The sequence below is a fragment of the Streptomyces sp. NPDC102406 genome (genome assembly GCF_044765725.1).
Classification (GTDB): domain Bacteria; phylum Actinomycetota; class Actinomycetes; order Streptomycetales; family Streptomycetaceae; genus Streptomyces.
The window spans coordinates 135,984-150,157 of the sequence record NZ_JBIWKP010000005.1 but is presented as its reverse complement, the minus strand read 5'-3'; the positions used below and the strand labels follow the sequence as shown (position 1 = coordinate 150,157).

The 14,174-nt window shown below is 71.2% G+C and carries 13 protein-coding genes; 3 read left to right on the top strand and 10 right to left on the bottom strand.

The genetic code is table 11. The features are described 5' to 3' along the window. Positions 1-91 precede the first annotated feature (91 nt). Positions 92-850: an alpha/beta hydrolase gene (locus ACIRF8_RS21830; protein WP_404217075.1), complete on the top strand. Its 759-nt coding sequence runs from the start codon at positions 92-94 to the stop codon at positions 848-850. Here ACIRF8_RS21830 and ACIRF8_RS21825 read toward each other — a convergent pair. Both ACIRF8_RS21825 and ACIRF8_RS21820 read right to left on the bottom strand, forming a co-directional pair. Then, complete coding sequence (locus ACIRF8_RS21825) at positions 840-1,967, bottom strand: hypothetical protein (protein WP_404217074.1); 1,128 nt, start codon at positions 1,965-1,967, stop codon at positions 840-842. The genes ACIRF8_RS21830 and ACIRF8_RS21825 overlap by 11 nt on opposite strands. Before the next feature lie 56 nt (positions 1,968-2,023). After that, entirely contained in the window at positions 2,024-3,007 is a 984-nt protein-coding gene (locus tag ACIRF8_RS21820; protein WP_404217073.1) for a LysR family transcriptional regulator, read from the bottom strand. A 62-nt stretch (positions 3,008-3,069) separates the two neighbouring features. Here ACIRF8_RS21820 and ACIRF8_RS21815 point away from each other — a divergent pair, with 62 nt between their 5' ends. Both ACIRF8_RS21815 and ACIRF8_RS21810 read left to right on the top strand, forming a co-directional pair. Beyond that, positions 3,070-4,362 (top strand): MFS transporter, encoded by a 1,293-nt coding sequence (locus ACIRF8_RS21815; protein ID WP_404217072.1) that lies wholly within the window; start codon positions 3,070-3,072, stop codon positions 4,360-4,362. Between the two features lie 129 nt (positions 4,363-4,491). Beyond that, on the top strand, positions 4,492-5,472 hold the full coding sequence (locus ACIRF8_RS21810) for a sigma-70 family RNA polymerase sigma factor (protein ID WP_404217071.1): 981 nt from the start codon (positions 4,492-4,494) through the stop codon (positions 5,470-5,472). Here the strand turns inward: ACIRF8_RS21810 and ACIRF8_RS21805 are convergent. From ACIRF8_RS21805 to ACIRF8_RS21770, 8 genes are all read right to left on the bottom strand, one after another. Beyond that, on the bottom strand, positions 5,380-5,763 hold the full coding sequence (locus tag ACIRF8_RS21805) for an STAS domain-containing protein (protein WP_404217070.1): 384 nt from the start codon (positions 5,761-5,763) through the stop codon (positions 5,380-5,382). The genes ACIRF8_RS21810 and ACIRF8_RS21805 overlap by 93 nt on opposite strands. 140 nt (positions 5,764-5,903) lie before the next feature. After that, a complete protein-coding gene (locus ACIRF8_RS21800) occupies positions 5,904-7,181 on the bottom strand; it encodes a thymidine phosphorylase (RefSeq protein WP_404217069.1) in 1,278 nt (425 codons plus the stop codon). 51 nt (positions 7,182-7,232) lie between these two features. After that, on the bottom strand, positions 7,233-7,622 hold the full coding sequence (locus tag ACIRF8_RS21795) for a cytidine deaminase (protein ID WP_404217519.1): 390 nt from the start codon (positions 7,620-7,622) through the stop codon (positions 7,233-7,235). Next, on the bottom strand, positions 7,622-8,887 hold the full coding sequence (locus ACIRF8_RS21790) for an ABC transporter permease (protein WP_404217068.1): 1,266 nt from the start codon (positions 8,885-8,887) through the stop codon (positions 7,622-7,624). Before ACIRF8_RS21790 ends, ACIRF8_RS21795 begins: the two co-directional genes overlap by 1 nt. Further along, the gene (locus ACIRF8_RS21785; RefSeq protein WP_404217067.1) at positions 8,884-10,011 is read right to left on the bottom strand and encodes an ABC transporter permease; all 1,128 of its coding nucleotides are present in this window, start codon (positions 10,009-10,011) and stop codon (positions 8,884-8,886) included. Before ACIRF8_RS21785 ends, ACIRF8_RS21790 begins: the two co-directional genes overlap by 4 nt. Before the next feature lie 5 nt (positions 10,012-10,016). Next, positions 10,017-11,600, bottom strand: a complete 1,584-nt coding sequence (locus tag ACIRF8_RS21780) for an ABC transporter ATP-binding protein (RefSeq protein WP_404217517.1) — start codon at positions 11,598-11,600, stop codon at positions 10,017-10,019. Positions 11,601-11,810: 210 nt separating this feature from the next. Next, positions 11,811-12,866 (bottom strand): BMP family protein, encoded by a 1,056-nt coding sequence (locus ACIRF8_RS21775; RefSeq protein ID WP_404217066.1) that lies wholly within the window; start codon positions 12,864-12,866, stop codon positions 11,811-11,813. Positions 12,867-13,080: 214 nt separating this feature from the next. Next, positions 13,081-14,142 (bottom strand): BMP family protein, encoded by a 1,062-nt coding sequence (locus ACIRF8_RS21770; RefSeq protein WP_404217065.1) that lies wholly within the window; start codon positions 14,140-14,142, stop codon positions 13,081-13,083. Between the last annotated feature and the right edge of the window lie 32 nt (positions 14,143-14,174).

Genomic DNA, 14,174 nt, shown 5'->3' with positions numbered 1-14,174 from the left:
TCCTGTCCGTGAAGAGAAAGTGATCCGTCGATACGCAACGGTGACCCTGCGGACAGGTGGCGTACATCCGTGCTTCTGACACTGTTCTGTCATGCAGCAGCAAGCGACGCCGGTCCGCGAGGCCAGGCTCGGCAAGGCGGTCGGGCCCGTGCCCATGGCGGTCGGCGGCGTGGTGCTGCTGCTGCCCGCGGGCGAGGAGACGTCCGTGCGACGACCGTCCCCGCTGGCGGCCCCGGCGCTGCGGTCGCTCGCGCGCCGCCTCGCCCGGTCCGGCCGGGACGACGGCCTGGTCACGCATGTCGTGCACTACCGCTACCGCGGGTGGAACGGGGCGCAGGCCGAGATGGTGCGGGACGCCGAGTGGGCCGCAGACGAGGTCGTACGCCGCTACGGCGACGTGCCGATCTGCCTCGCCGGTGTCGACATGGGCGGCCGGGCGGCCCTGCACGCGGGCGGGCACACGGCCGTCAACTCGGTGCTGGCGCTCGCCCCCTGGCTCCCGGAGGACGATGTCGCCGCCACCCCCGAACCGGTGAAACAGCTCGCGGGGCGGCGCGTACTGATCGTGCACGGCACCGACGACCGGCGCACCGACCCGGAGTTGTCGTTCCGGTTCGCCGGGCGGGCGAAGAAGGCCAACCGCGACGTGTGCCGCTTCGAGGTGCACTCCGACGGGCACCGCCTGGCGCAGCACCGCGCCGAAGTCACCGCGCTCGCCGTCGACTTCATGCTCGGCACCCTGTTCGGCCACCCGTTCTCCCGCCCCTTGCAGGACGCGCTGGCGGCCCCGCCGCCGCTGGGACTGCGGATGCCGCTGGCGTCCGGGTTCGGCCGGTCGCTCAACCGGTAGGGTCCGGCTGCGCCGCTTGGTCGTCCGCCGCGAGCAGGGCGCCGAGGACCCGCGGCGCGTCCTTGCGGCCGGCGAGGACGAGCACCTCCCGCCCGTCGTCCTCGCACTCGATGACGACGGTGTACTCGCCCCGGCCGCCGAGGGCGTACGTCGGGTCGCCGACCAGGGGTTCGCGTACACGGCGCACCGTCAGGGAGGCCGGGAGCGGGGCGAGCGCGACGTGCCCGGTCGGGTCGGGGGTGGCCGCGAGCGGCCCGTCCCCCACCACGAGACAGCCGTAGCCGGGCCTGCTGTAGGGCACGTCCCCGTGCACGACCGCGGACAGGACGCGTCGCTCGGTGGGCCGGGCGGGGACGATCCTCGCCACACCTCGGCGGACGCGGCGCGTCGCCCACAGGCCGAGCAGCGCGGACAGCGGCACCGCGACGACGGCGGCCCCCGCCGCGAACCGCAGGCCCGAGCCGACGTCGTCGACGGCCAGGAGCATGATCACGGGGCTGGACGCGGCGACGAGCACCCCCGCCACGAGCCCGGCGACCGGCTTCCAGGAGAGGGCGGCCCCCTTGGGGGCGGGCCGGTCGCGCACCCACCACCGCAGCCGGAGCAGCCCGAGCCCGACCGGCAGGGTCGCCAGGGCGAGAGCCCCGGGCAGTCGGCCGTCGTGCACGGGTGAGAGCACCGCCTTCTGTGTCCCGGAGGCGGCCCGGATCTCGCGGACCCGGTCCTTCCAGTACACGGCCGTGACCCGGCTTCCGACGTGTACGCGGTCGAAGACGGGCCGTTCGCCGGGCAGGCGCACCCGGTGCTCGTTCCCCGCGGCGCCCGGGGAACCTCCGGTCGCGACCACGTACAGGTAGTACTTGGTGCTCTTTCCGCTGGTGGTGGTCTTCTTGTCCACCACGGTCGCCGGGAGGACCACCCGGCAGTCACCGGCCCGCGTGCCCGCCTCGCAGACGGGCGCCGCCCCGTAGGCCCGGTTGTCCGCCTCCGCGAACGGCACCAGGGCGAACAGGACAAGGCCGATCAGGACGCAGGCCAGGCCGGACCGGCCCAGCAGGCGGATGCGCCGCTCCTCCCGGCCGACGTCCCCGGCGTCTCGCCTCGCTGCGTCCCCCACGTCCGTCGCCCCTCCCCGGTCCCGCCACGCGGCTCGCTACGCACCCACATTGTGCGTCACTCCATGGACGCCTGCTCCGGCAAAAGCCTGCCGCGTCGTGACAGCAGGAACTTCTTGAACGCCGCCACGGGCGGTGTGTCCGGGTGCCCGTCCAGCCAGGCCACGCCGATCTCGCGGACCGCCCGCTGCCCGGTGACCGCCAGCTCGACGACTCCCGGGCGCGGTACGGCCGGTGGTGGCAGCAGGGCGACGCCGAGGCCCGCCGCGACGAGGCCGCGCAGCGTCTCGGCCTCCTCGCCCTCGAACGCGATCCGGGGCGTGAATCCGGCTTCCGCGCACAGGTCGTCGGTGATGCGGCGCAGCCCGTAGCCGGGTTCGAGGGTCACGAAGGACTCGTCGGCGGTCTCCGCGAGCCTGATCCGTTTGCGGGCGGCGAGCCGGTGGTCCTCGGGGACGACGAGGCGCAGCCGCTGCTCGTCGAGGCGGCGGGCGACCAGGCCGGGCGCGTCCGGCACGGGCGAGGTGAGGCAGAGGTCGAGTTCCCCGGCGCGCAGCCGCTCCAGCATCGCCTCGCCGTAGTTCTGGACGAGGCTGAAGCGGATACGGGGGTGGTCCGCGCGGAAGGCGCGGAGCAGCGCGGGCACCGTCTCCGTCCCCATGGTGTGCAGGAAGCCGAAGGCGACCTTGCCCGACTCGGGGTCGGCGTCGGCGCGGACGGACTCGGCGGCCTTCTCCACCTCGCCGAGCGCGCGCTCGACCGAGGCGAGGAAGGTGCGGCCCGCCGGGGTGAGGGAGACGGTGCGGCCGTGACGGGCGAACAGATCGACGCCCAGGTCGTGTTCGAGCCGCGCCATGGCACGCGACAGCGTCGACTGCGGGACCTGCATCTCCTGCGCCGCGCGGGTGACGTGCTCGGTGCGGGCGACCCCCGCGAAGTAGGCGAGGCGGGGGGCGAGGAGCCGTACGATCTCGTCGCCCGACATGTCTCGCGCGTCACCGGTGTGTGACAGCGGCGACCGTGACCTGTGCTGATGCTCCATGGGAACGATTATGGCGCGTTCATGCATTGGACGCATGAATCATGGGGCTCTACGTTCGTGGCATGCCTGCTGCCAGTAGCCGGGCGATCGCCTCCCCGAACGCGGTCGCCGAAGCCGATGTCTCCTTCAGTGACACGCGGATGAGTCCGGGCGGGCCCGGCTACCGCCGGATGAGCTTCGCCCTCTTCCTCGCCGGTGTCGCCACCTTCGCCCTGCTCTACTCGACGCAGGCCCTGCTCCCCCTCGTCTCCGGCGAGTTCGGGGCGAGCGCGAGCGCGGCGAGCTGGACGGTCTCCGGGGCGACGGGCGCGCTCGCGCTGTGCGTCCTGCCGCTGAGCGCCCTGTCCGAGCGGTTCGGACGGCGCACGCTGATGACGGCGTCCCTGACGGTGGCCGTCACGATCGGGCTGCTGGTCCCCTTCGCCCCGAACCTCGGCGTACTGATCGGCCTGCGCGTGCTGCAAGGCGCGGCGCTGGCCGGTCTGCCCGCCTCCGCGATGGCCTACCTCGCCGAGGAAGTCCGGCCGAAGGCGCTGGTCACGGCCATCGGCCTGTTCGTCGCGGGCAATTCCGTCGGCGGCATGAGCGGCCGTGTCATCGGCGGCTGGATCGCCCAGGAGTGGGGCTGGCGGGCGGCCGTCGGCACCATCGGCGTGATCGCCGTCGTCTGCGCCGCCGCGTTCCGGGCGCTGCTGCCCGCGCCCCGCCACTTCACGCCGGGCTCCCTGCGGCCCCGCGCCCTGGCCAGGACCGTCGGCGGCCATCTCGCCAACCCGCTCCTGCGCCGCCTGTACGTCATCGGCGCACTGTTCATGCTGGTCTTCGGCGCGGTCTACACGGTGATCGGCTACCGGCTCACGGCCGCCCCGTTCTCCCTGCCGCAGGGCATCGTCGGTTCCATCTTCCTCGTCTACCTCGTCGGTACGGTCTCCTCGGCCGCGGCCGGCCGACTGGTCGCGCGGCTCGGGCGGCGCGGCACCCTGTACCTCGCCGCGAGTACGACGACGGCGGGCCTGCTCCTCGCTCTCGTGCCGCGGCTGCCGGTCGTCCTGCTCGGCCTGGTGCTGATCACGGCGGGCTTCTTCGCCGGGCACGCCACGGCGTCGTCGTCCGTCAGCCACACCGCGACGCACGGCAGGGCGCAGGCGTCCGCGCTGTACCAGTCCGCGTACTACATCGGCTCCAGCGTCGGCTCGGCCGTCGGCGCCGTCGCCTTCCACGCGGGCGGCTGGGCGGGCACGGTGGGCCTCGGTGTCGCCGCCGTCCTCGGTGTCGTCGCGATCACGCTGTGGGGCACGTGCGCGGCACGGTCGCAGCGGCGCCGCACCGCGGTGGGAGTGGTCACGGCGTCCTGAGCGGACCGGACACAGCGCCTCACATCGGCTCTCGGACCTGCGCCTTTCGCGGGTTCGGGGGCCGTTGTCAGTGGGCTGCGGTAGCTTTCGGAGTGCTGGGACTCACAGCGGCGATGGGGGCGTTGGACGATGAGTGACACCGCGACGAAGGCCGGGCTCGACGACCTGGAGAAGCACCGGGTCGAGCTGACCGGGTACTGCTATCGCATGCTGGGCTCGGCCTTCGAGGCCGAGGACGCCGTGCAGGACACGATGGTGCGGGCCTGGCGCAGCTTCGACAAGTTCGAGGGACGCTCCTCGCTCCGCTCCTGGCTGTACCGCATCGCGACGAACGTGTGCCTGGACTCGCTGAACGCGGGGAACAAGCGGGCCCGTCCGATGGATCTGACGGCGGCGGCGCCGCTCGCGCAGGCCGCGCTAACCCCGCGCCCCGACAATGTGTGGCTGGAGCCGATGCCGGACACCCGCGTGCTGCCGACCATCCATGATCCGGCGGAGGCCGCGGTGGCCCGGGAGTCGGTGCGCCTCGCGTTCGTCGCGGCCCTCCAGCAACTGCCCGCCAAGCAGCGGGCGGTGCTGATCCTGCGCGAGGTCCTCGCGTGGAAGGCGAGCGAGGTCGCCGAGCTGCTCGACACCTCGGTCGCCTCGGTCAACAGCGCGCTCCAGCGGGCCCGCGCGACTCTCGCGGACGCGCCGCCCGCCGACTCGGCGACGGCGGACCCGCTCGACGAGGAACAGCAGAAGCTCCTTGAGCGCTATGTGGCGGCCTTCGAGGGGTACGACATGAAGGCGCTGACGGCGCTGCTGGCCGAGGACGCGGTCATGACGATGCCGCCGTTCGACCTGTGGCTGCGCGGCACGGGCGACATCACGGGCTTCATGACGACGCTCGGCGCCGAGTGCGCGGGCTCGCGCCTGCTTCCGGTGTCGGCGAACGGGACACCGGCGTTCGCCCACTACAAGCCGGACCCGGACAGTGGCGGGTTCGTGCCCTGGGCGATCCAGGTCCTGGAGATCTCAGACGGCCGGATCGCCGGTTTCCACTGCTTCCTGGATCTCAGCAAGCGATGGTTCCCCCTGTTCGGCCTCCCCGAGCGGCTGCCCGCCTGAGCCGAGCGCCTCGGCGAGCCCGGCGAGCGTCAGCAACAGGGCCAGCCGCGGGGACGGATCGCGCAGCCGGATGCGTCCCCCGGCCCGGCGGGCCGCGAGTTGCATACGGGCGAGCGCGTCGACGGTGGTGAGGTCGGTGCCGGTCACGCCGGAGACGTCGCAGATCACGGTCGGCCCGCCGCCCGGAGCGCTTCGCAGAGCGGCGCGGACACGGTCGCACAGTTGGGGGACGTCGCCGGGGCGGATCGGCCCGGCGACGACCACGACAGGGGAGGACGAGGAAGCAGCCACGTAGACACAGACCGTGAGCGCGGGCGGAACTCATCGCCGCCGACCTGGTCTCCTATCCCGGTGCGTCACCGAGTACAGCATGCCGAACGGGACCGGCGGCGATCCACCGGTCCCGTTCGCTCGTACGAGGAAACCGCAGGTCAGGCGATACGTTCCAGCACGATCGGGCGTGCCGAGAACTCCGTCCCCGCGGGGGCGATGTCGTACGCGCCCTCCAGGGATTCCAGGGCGTACGCGAACCGCTCGGGCGTGTCCGTGTGCAGGGTCAGCAGGGGCTGGCCCGCGGTGACGGCGTCGCCCGGCTTCGCATGCATCTCCACGCCCGCCGCCGCCTGGACCGGGTCCTCCTTGCGGGAGCGGCCCGCGCCGAGGCGCCACGCGGTGAGGCCGACGCCCATCGCGTCGAGGCGGGTGAGAACGCCCGAGGTCGGGGCCGTCACGACGTGGGTCTCGCGGGCCGTGGGCAGCGCGGCGTCCGGGTCGCCGCCCTGGGCCGCGATCATCCGGCGCCACGCGTCCATCGCCGAGCCGTCGGCGAGCGCCTTCGCCGGGTCGGCGTCCTTGAGGCCCGCCGCGTCCAGCATCTCCCGGGCCAGGGCGAGGGTCAGCTCGACGACGTCCGCCGGGCCGCCGCCCGCAAGCACCTCGACGGATTCGCGGACTTCGAGCGCGTTGCCCGCGGTCAGGCCGAGCGGGGTGTTCATGTCCGTCACCAGGGCGACGGTCGGCAGGCCGTGGTCGGTGCCGAGCCCGACCATCGTGCGGGCGAGCTCGCGGGCCTGCTCAAGCTCCTTCATGAAGGCGCCCGTGCCCACCTTCACGTCGAGGACCAGCGAGCCCGTCCCCTCCGCGATCTTCTTCGACATGATCGAGGAGGCGATGAGCGGGATGCACTCCACGGTCGCCGTGACATCGCGCAGCGCGTAGAGCTTCTTGTCGGCGGGGGCGAGGCCGCTGCCCGGCGCGCAGATGACGGCGCCGACATCCTTGAGGGTGCGCATCATCTCCTCGTTGGAGATGTTCGCGCGCCAGCCGGGGATCGCCTCCAGCTTGTCGAGGGTGCCGCCGGTGTGGCCGAGGCCCCGGCCCGAGAGCTGCGGCACGGCGGCGCCGCAGGCCGCGACGAGCGGTGCGAGCGGCAGGGTGATCTTGTCGCCGACGCCGCCGGTGGAGTGCTTGTCGGCGGCGGGGCGGGGAAGGACCGAGAAGTCCATCCGCTCGCCCGAGTTGATCATCGCCGCCGTCCAGCGGGCGATCTCCGCGCGGTCCATGCCGTTCAGGAAGATGGCCATGGCCAGCGCCGACATCTGCTCGTCGGCGACCTCGCCGCGTGTGTACGCGTCGACGACCCAGTCGATCTGCGCGTCGCTGAGACGCCCTCGGTCGCGCTTCGTACGGATGACGGAGATGACGTCCATGGCACTTCCTCCCGGCCCCGCCGGTCCGGCGGGGCCCCAGGTGATTCGGTACTAGTTCAGGTGCTCGGGGCCGAACGCGTCCGGCAGCAGGTCGCCGAGCGGGCGCACTCCGGACGCCGTCTCCAGGAGCAGCTCCCGGCCCCCGAACTCGTAGAGGAGCTGACGGCAGCGACCGCAGGGCATCAGGGTCTCGCCCTTGCCGTCGACGCAGGTGAAGTGCGTCAGACGGCCGCCGCCGGTCGCCTGGAGCTGCGAGACGAGGCCGCACTCGGCGCACAGGCCGAGCCCGTACGAGGCGTTCTCCACGTTGCAGCCCGAGACAGTGCGGCCGTCGTCGACGAGGGCCGCCGCGCCGACCGGAAAGCCCGAGTACGGCGCGTAGGCGCGGGACATGGCCTCGCGGGCCACCTCCCGCAGCGCTTCCCAGTCGGCTTCGGAGATCACTTGCCCTGGCCCTTCCGGTACGGCTGGCCGTCCGCCTTCGGCATCCGCAGGCGCTGCGCGGAGAAGGACAGGACCAGCAGCGTGACGACGTACGGCGTCGCGGTGACGAGCTGCGTCGGCACGTCGTCGGTGGTGGCGTACCACGCTGCCATGCCCGCGGCGGCGACGGCGCAGACGACACCGGCGACGTACTTCTTCCTCACGAGCATCCAGACGGCGCCGATCACCAGGAGCAGGGCGACGAGCAGGAGCAGCGCGTGAACGTTCTCCGTGCCGCCGCGCAGCTTGAGGCTGTCGGTGTAGCCGAACAGGCCGGCGCCGAGGGCGAGGCCGCCCGGCATCCAGTTACCGAAGATCATCGCGGCGAGGCCGATGTAGCCCTTACCGGCGGTCTGGCCCTCCAGGTAGAAGGGGTTGGCGACGATCGAGAGGAAGGCGCCGCCGAGTCCGGCGAGGCCGCCGGAGATGATGACCGCCAGGTACTTGTACTTGATCACGTTGACGCCGAGCGACTCGGCGGCGACCGGGTTCTCGCCGCAGGAGCGCAGCCGCAGGCCGAACGCCGTGCGCCACAGCACCCACCAGGTGAACGGGATGAGCGCGACCGCGACGATCGTCAGCGGCGAGAGGTTCGTGACGAGGCCGCCGAGGAGCCCCGCGAGGTCGGAGACGAAGAACCAGTGTTTCTCGTTCAGGGTCGTCAGCCAGTCGGAGAGACCGGGGACGGTGATCGTGCCGAGCGAGTCGACCGGCGGGGACTGCTTCGTGGTGCCGCCCTCGACGCCCTCGAACGTGAAGTTCGAGAGGTAGCGGGTGGCGCCGAGCGCGAGGATGTTGATGGCCACACCGGAGACGATGTGGTTCACGTTGAAGGTGACCGTGACGACGGCGTGCAGCAGGCCGCCGAGGGCGCCGCCGATGATGCCGACGAGCACGCCGACCCAGGGGCCCCACTGGTAACCGGCCCAGGCACCGAACCACGTGCCGAGGATCAGCATGCCTTCGAGGCCGATGTTGACCACGCCCGCGCGCTCGGCCCACAGGCCGCCGAGGCCCGCGAGGCCGATGGGCACGGCCAGTTGGAGGGCCGTCGCCATCTGGCTGACGTTGGTGATGCCGTTGGCGTCGGTGATCAGGCGGACGAGGGAGGTGAGGGCGAGGACGCCCGCGACGACCAGCATCAGGACGGGCAGGGAGAGGGTGCGGCGGCTGCCGGGTGCGGGCTGCGTCGCCGCCTTCTTGTCGACGATGACCGTACTCATCGGGCAGCCACCTCCTTCGTGAGTTCGTTGGTGTTCTCACCGGCGGCTGCGGCGAGCTCGATGCCGACCCGGCGCTGCTGGCGGCGCTGGCCCCAGACCCGTACGGCCTCGTAGGAGACGACGACGGCGATGGTGATGATGCCCTGCATGATCACCGCGATCTCCTTGTCGTAGCCGCGCAGGTCGAGTTCCTGCGAGGCCTTCTCCAGCCAGGAGATGAGGAGCGCGGCGAAGGCGATGCCGACCGGCGAGTTGCGGCCGAGCAGGGCGATGGTGATGCCCTGGAAGCCGATCGTGGTCGGGAAGGTGAGCGAGTACGTGTGCGTGTCGCCGAGCAGGAGCGGCAGGCCCGCGAGGCCCGCGAGCGCGCCCGAGACGAGCATCGCGGTGAGCACCATGCGCTTGGCGTCGACGCCCGACGCGGCGGCGGCCGACTCGGAGGCGCCGGTGGCGCGCAGGTCGAAGCCGAAGCGGGTGCGGTTGAGGACGAACCAGTAGGCGACGCCGAGCAGGGCCGCGATGACGACGAAGCCGTAGACCTCGCCGACGCCCTCGCCCAGGTCGATCCCGGGGAACCAGCCGGACTCGTGCATGATGCCGGTCGTCTTGTTGTTGCCGACCTGCACGCCGAAGACGTCGGGCAGGTAGAGGTAGCCGATGACGCTGGACGCGATCGAGTTCAGCATGATCGTCGCGACGACCTCGCTGACGCCGCGCGTCACCTTGAGGATGCCCGCGATACCGGCCCACATGGCGCCGGTCAGCATCGCGACGATGATCAGCAGCGGGACCTGCGCGAAGCCGGGCAGGGCCACCTTGGCGCCGACGATCGCGGCGACGACGGCGGCGAGCCGGTACTGGCCGTCCACACCGATGTTGAAGAGGTTCATGCGGAAGCCGATGGCGACCGCGAGGGCGGCGAGGTAGTACATGCCGGCCTGGTTGATGATCAGGACCTGCACGTCCGAGAACGTCGCCTGCTCGAACATGATGCTGTACGGCTCGATCGGGGACTTGCCCGAGGCGAGCAGCACGATGGAGGTCAGCACGACGGCGGTCACCAGGGCGATGACCGGCCCCGAGACGCCGAGGAGCAGCCGCTCCTTGTCGAATTTGTTCTTCATGGCCATCAGGACTCGTCCTCCGCCTGCGGCGCCGCGGGCTGCTCGGCGGCGTCTTCTTCTACGTGTTCCAGGTGGCCGGAGGCCGCGCCGGTCATCGCCGAACCCAGCTCCTCCGGGGTGATCGTGGCCGGGTCGGCGTCGGCGACGAGCCGCCCGCGGTAGATCACGCGCAGGGTGTCGGAGAGGCCGATCAGCTCATCGAGGTCGGCGGAGATCAGCAGCACGGCCAGGCCCTCGCGCCGGGCCTCGCGGATCTGGTCCCAGATCTGGGCCTGCGCGCCGACGTCGACGCCGCGCGTGGGGTGGGCGGCGATGAGGAAGCGCGGCTTGTGGCTCATCTCGCGGCCGACGATCAGCTTCTGCTGGTTGCCGCCGGACAGGGAGGCGGCGGTGACGTCGATGCCGGGGGTGCGGACGTCGTACTCCTCGACGATGCGGCGGGTGTCCGCCTGCGCCGCCTTGAGGTCGAGGAGGACGCCGCGCGCGTTCGGCTTCTCGGTGACGTGGCCGAGGATGCGGTTCTCCCACAGCGGGGAGTCCAGGAGCAGGCCGTGGCGGTGGCGGTCCTCGGGGATGTAGCCGATGCCCTGTTCGCGGCGCTTGCGGGTGGCCCAGGAGGTGATCTCCGCCTCGGCCAGTTCGATGGTGCCGGAGTCGGCGCCCTTGAGGCCGATGAGCGCGTCGATCAGCTCGGTCTGGCCGTTGCCCTCGACGCCCGCGAGGCCGAGGACCTCACCGGCGTGGATGGTGAAGGAGATGTCGTCGAGCAGCGGCCGGCCGCCCTCGGCGTCGAGCCGCAGGCCCTTGACGGTGAGGACCGGACGGTCGGTGACGGTCGACTCGGCGGTCTCGGGCGTGGGCAGCTCGGAGCCGACCATCAGCTCGGCGAGCTGGCGGGGCGTCGTCTCGGCGGGGACGGCGGTGCCGACCGTGGTGCCGCGCCGGATGACGGTGATCTCGTCGGCCACGGAGAGGACTTCGCCGAGCTTGTGCGAGATGAAGATGACGGAGAGGCCCTCGGCCTTGAGCTCGCGCAGGTTGTCGAAGAGCGCGTCGACCTCCTGCGGCACGAGCACGGCGGTCGGCTCGTCGAGGATGAGGGTGGTGGCGCCGCGGTAGAGGACCTTGAGGATCTCCACGCGCTGGCGGTCGGCGACGCCGAGGTCCTCGACGAGGACGTCGGGGCGCACGCCGAGCCCGTACCGCTCGGAGATCTCCACGATCTTGCGGCGGGCCCTGGCGCCGATCCCGTACAGCTTCTCGCTGCCGAGCGCCACGTTCTCCAGGACCGTGAGGTTGTCGGCGAGCATGAAGTGCTGGTGGACCATGCCGATGCCGCGGGCGATGGCGTCGGCGGGCGAGGAGTACGAGACGGCCTCGCCGTCGATCGCGATGGTGCCCTCGTCCGGCTTCTGCATGCCGTAGAGGATCTTCATGAGCGTCGACTTGCCCGCACCGTTCTCACCGACGAGGGCGTGCACGGTGCCCTTGCGGACGGTGAGGTGGATGTCGTGGTTGGCGACGACGCCGGGGAAGCGTTTGGTGATGCCGGTCAGTTCGACGGCCGGCGGGCTGCTGGACGCGGTGATGGCGCACTCTCCTGGGAGACGGGGGCCTTCTACACGCGTAGAGCCCCTACGGCAGTACGAAGTGGACGCGAGCCGGTCAATTCGGGCGAACCGCACGCGAGGTGCACGGCCGGCCGCCCGACGCGGAGCCTGGCCCCGCCGCGAACGGGGTGCGGTGCCGCCTCGCCGCCGAGACTGCCCGCACCCCGTTCCCCACTCATGTCCCTGTGGTTACGGCTTGCTCTTGACCTTGATCTTGCCGCTGGTGATGCCCGTCTCGGCGGCCTTCAGCGCCTTCTGCATCGCATCGTTACCGGAGAACTTCGGGTTCGAGTCGGCCAGACCGACCTCGCCCGACTTGAGGTCGCCGGTGATGACACCGGTCGCGGGCTTGCCATCCTGGACCGACTTGGCCAGGTTGTACACGGCCGCTGCCACATTCTTCGTGGCCGAGGTCAGGATGTAGTCCTTGAACTGGGCCAGCGGCTTCTGGCTGTACTGGTCGGAGTCGACGCCGATCGCCCAGACCTTCTTCGCGGCGGCGGCCTGGATGACGCCCTGACCCGAGAGGCCGGCCGCGTGGTAGACCACGTCGGCGCCCTTGTCGATCTGCGACTCGGCGGCCGTCTTGCCCTTGTCGGGGCTGGAGAAGCCACCCTCGTCGGCGGTCTCGGTCAGGTACTGCGTGATGACCTTGGCCTTGCCGTTCGTGGCCTTCACGCCCTGCACGAAGCCCGCCTCGAACTTGTGGATGAGCGGCACGTCCACGCCCCCCACGAAGCCGACCGTGTTGGTCTTGGTGGCCTTCGCCGCCGCGACACCGGCCAGGTAGGAGGCCTCCTGCTCGCTGAAGACGAGGTCCGCGACGTTGTCCGCCTTGACCTGCGCGTCGTCCACGACACCGAAGGTGGTCTTCGGGTACTTCGCGGCGGCGGCCTTCACGGCCGGGGCGTAGGCGAAGCCGATGCCGACGACCGGGTTGTAGCCCTCCCGCGCCAGCGCGGAGAGGCGCGCGGTCTTGTCCGCGTCCGTCTCACCGTCGGTGGGCTCCTGGTCCTCGCCCTTGTAGCCGAACTCCTGCTCGGCCTTCTTCATGCCCTCGTAAGCGGCGTCGTTGAAGGACTGGTCGCCGCGCCCACCGACGTCGTACGCGATGGCGATGCCCTTGGACTTGCCGCCGCTCTCCTTGCTTGCGGCGTCGCTGGAGGTGCCGCCACAGGCGGACAGGGAAGCGGCGAGAGCAACGGTCGCAGTGCCTGCGAGCGCTATTCGGGAAACGCGGCGCATGGGATGAGCTCCTTGTGTACAAGCACCGACGACGGACCGGACGGCGCTGGCTTCGCCGCAGATTAACGCGCGTAGAACGCGCATTGAACCCTTCCCGGCAGACCGTTATCCGTCCGTACTGAAAGCGGCTGGAAGCGATCTTGTACGGACATACGGGCGCGCCCCGGATCCGCGAGGGTTCCGGGGCGCGCCCGTTGAGTCGGCGGGGTGCTGGCTACGGCTTCGTGGCCACCTTCACCTTGCCGTCGATGATGTCCTGCTTCGCTTTCGCCACGGCGTCCGCGAGGCCGGCGATCTCCTTGTACTTCGGGTTGGTCTCGGTGATGCCGACACCGCCCGCCTTCAGGTCGAACCGGACGACGCCGGACAGCGGCTTCTTGTCCTTCACCGACTTGGCCAGCTCGTAGACGGCGCGGCCGACGTCCTTGGTGGCGGAGGTGAGGATGCTGTCCTTGTACTGGGCGAGCGGCTTCTGGTTGTACTGGTCGGAGTCGACGCCGATCGCCCAGACCTTCTTCGCGGCGGCGGCCTGGATGACGCCCTGACCGGAGAGACCCGCCGCGTGGTAGACCACGTCGGCGCCCTTCTCGATCTGCGACTCGGCGGCCGTCTTGCCCTTGTCGGGGCTGGAGAAGCCACCCTCGTCGGCGGTCTCGGTCAGATACTGCGTGACGACCTTGACCTTCTTGTTCGTGTCCTTGACGCCCTGCGCGAAGCCCGCCTCGAACTTGTGGATGAGCGGCACGTCCACGCCCCCCACGAAGCCCACGGTGTTCGACTTGGTCGCCTTGGCGGCGGCGACACCGGCGAGGTAGGAGCCCTGCTCCTCGCTGAAGACGAGGTCGGCGACGTTCTTCGCCTCGATGGTGGAGTCGTCGATGATGCCGAAGGTGGTCTTCGGGTACTTCGCGGCGGCGGCCTTCACGGCCGGGGCGTAGGCGAAGCCGACGCCGATGACCGGGTTGTAGCCCGACTTGGCCAGCGAGCTGAGGCGCGCGATCTTGTCCGCGTCGCTCTCGCCGTCGCTCGGCTCCTGGTCGTCGCTCTTGTAGCCGAACTCCTGGTCCGCCTTGACCATGCCCGAGTAGGCGGCGTCGTTGAAGGACTGGTCGCCGCGCCCGCCCACGTCGTAGGAGATGGCGAGTCCGAGGTTCTTCTCCTTGCCCTCTTCGTCCGCCTTGTCGGCGCTGGTGCCGCCGCAGGCGGTGGCGGCGAGGGCGAGGCCGCAGGTGGCCACGGCGATGTGCGTGAGACGGGACGTACGAGATCGACGCATGATGAGCTGCTCCTTCGTCAACACGCCGCGCG

Excerpts from the sequence above, each read along its gene's own strand:
- ACIRF8_RS21830 (WP_404217075.1), top strand. The coding sequence starts at position 92 with ATGCAGCAGCAAGCGACGCCGGTCCGCGAGGCCAGGCTCGGCAAGGCG.
- ACIRF8_RS21820 (WP_404217073.1), bottom strand. The coding sequence starts at position 3,007 with ATGGAGCATCAGCACAGGTCACGGTCGCCGCTGTCACACACCGGTGAC.
- ACIRF8_RS21815 (WP_404217072.1), top strand. The coding sequence starts at position 3,070 with ATGCCTGCTGCCAGTAGCCGGGCGATCGCCTCCCCGAACGCGGTCGCC.
- ACIRF8_RS21810 (WP_404217071.1), top strand. The coding sequence starts at position 4,492 with ATGAGTGACACCGCGACGAAGGCCGGGCTCGACGACCTGGAGAAGCAC.
- ACIRF8_RS21800 (WP_404217069.1), bottom strand. The coding sequence starts at position 7,181 with ATGGACGTCATCTCCGTCATCCGTACGAAGCGCGACCGAGGGCGTCTC.
- ACIRF8_RS21790 (WP_404217068.1), bottom strand. The coding sequence starts at position 8,887 with ATGAGTACGGTCATCGTCGACAAGAAGGCGGCGACGCAGCCCGCACCC.
- ACIRF8_RS21785 (WP_404217067.1), bottom strand. The coding sequence starts at position 10,011 with ATGAAGAACAAATTCGACAAGGAGCGGCTGCTCCTCGGCGTCTCGGGG.
- ACIRF8_RS21775 (WP_404217066.1), bottom strand. The coding sequence starts at position 12,866 with ATGCGCCGCGTTTCCCGAATAGCGCTCGCAGGCACTGCGACCGTTGCT.
- ACIRF8_RS21770 (WP_404217065.1), bottom strand. The coding sequence starts at position 14,142 with ATGCGTCGATCTCGTACGTCCCGTCTCACGCACATCGCCGTGGCCACC.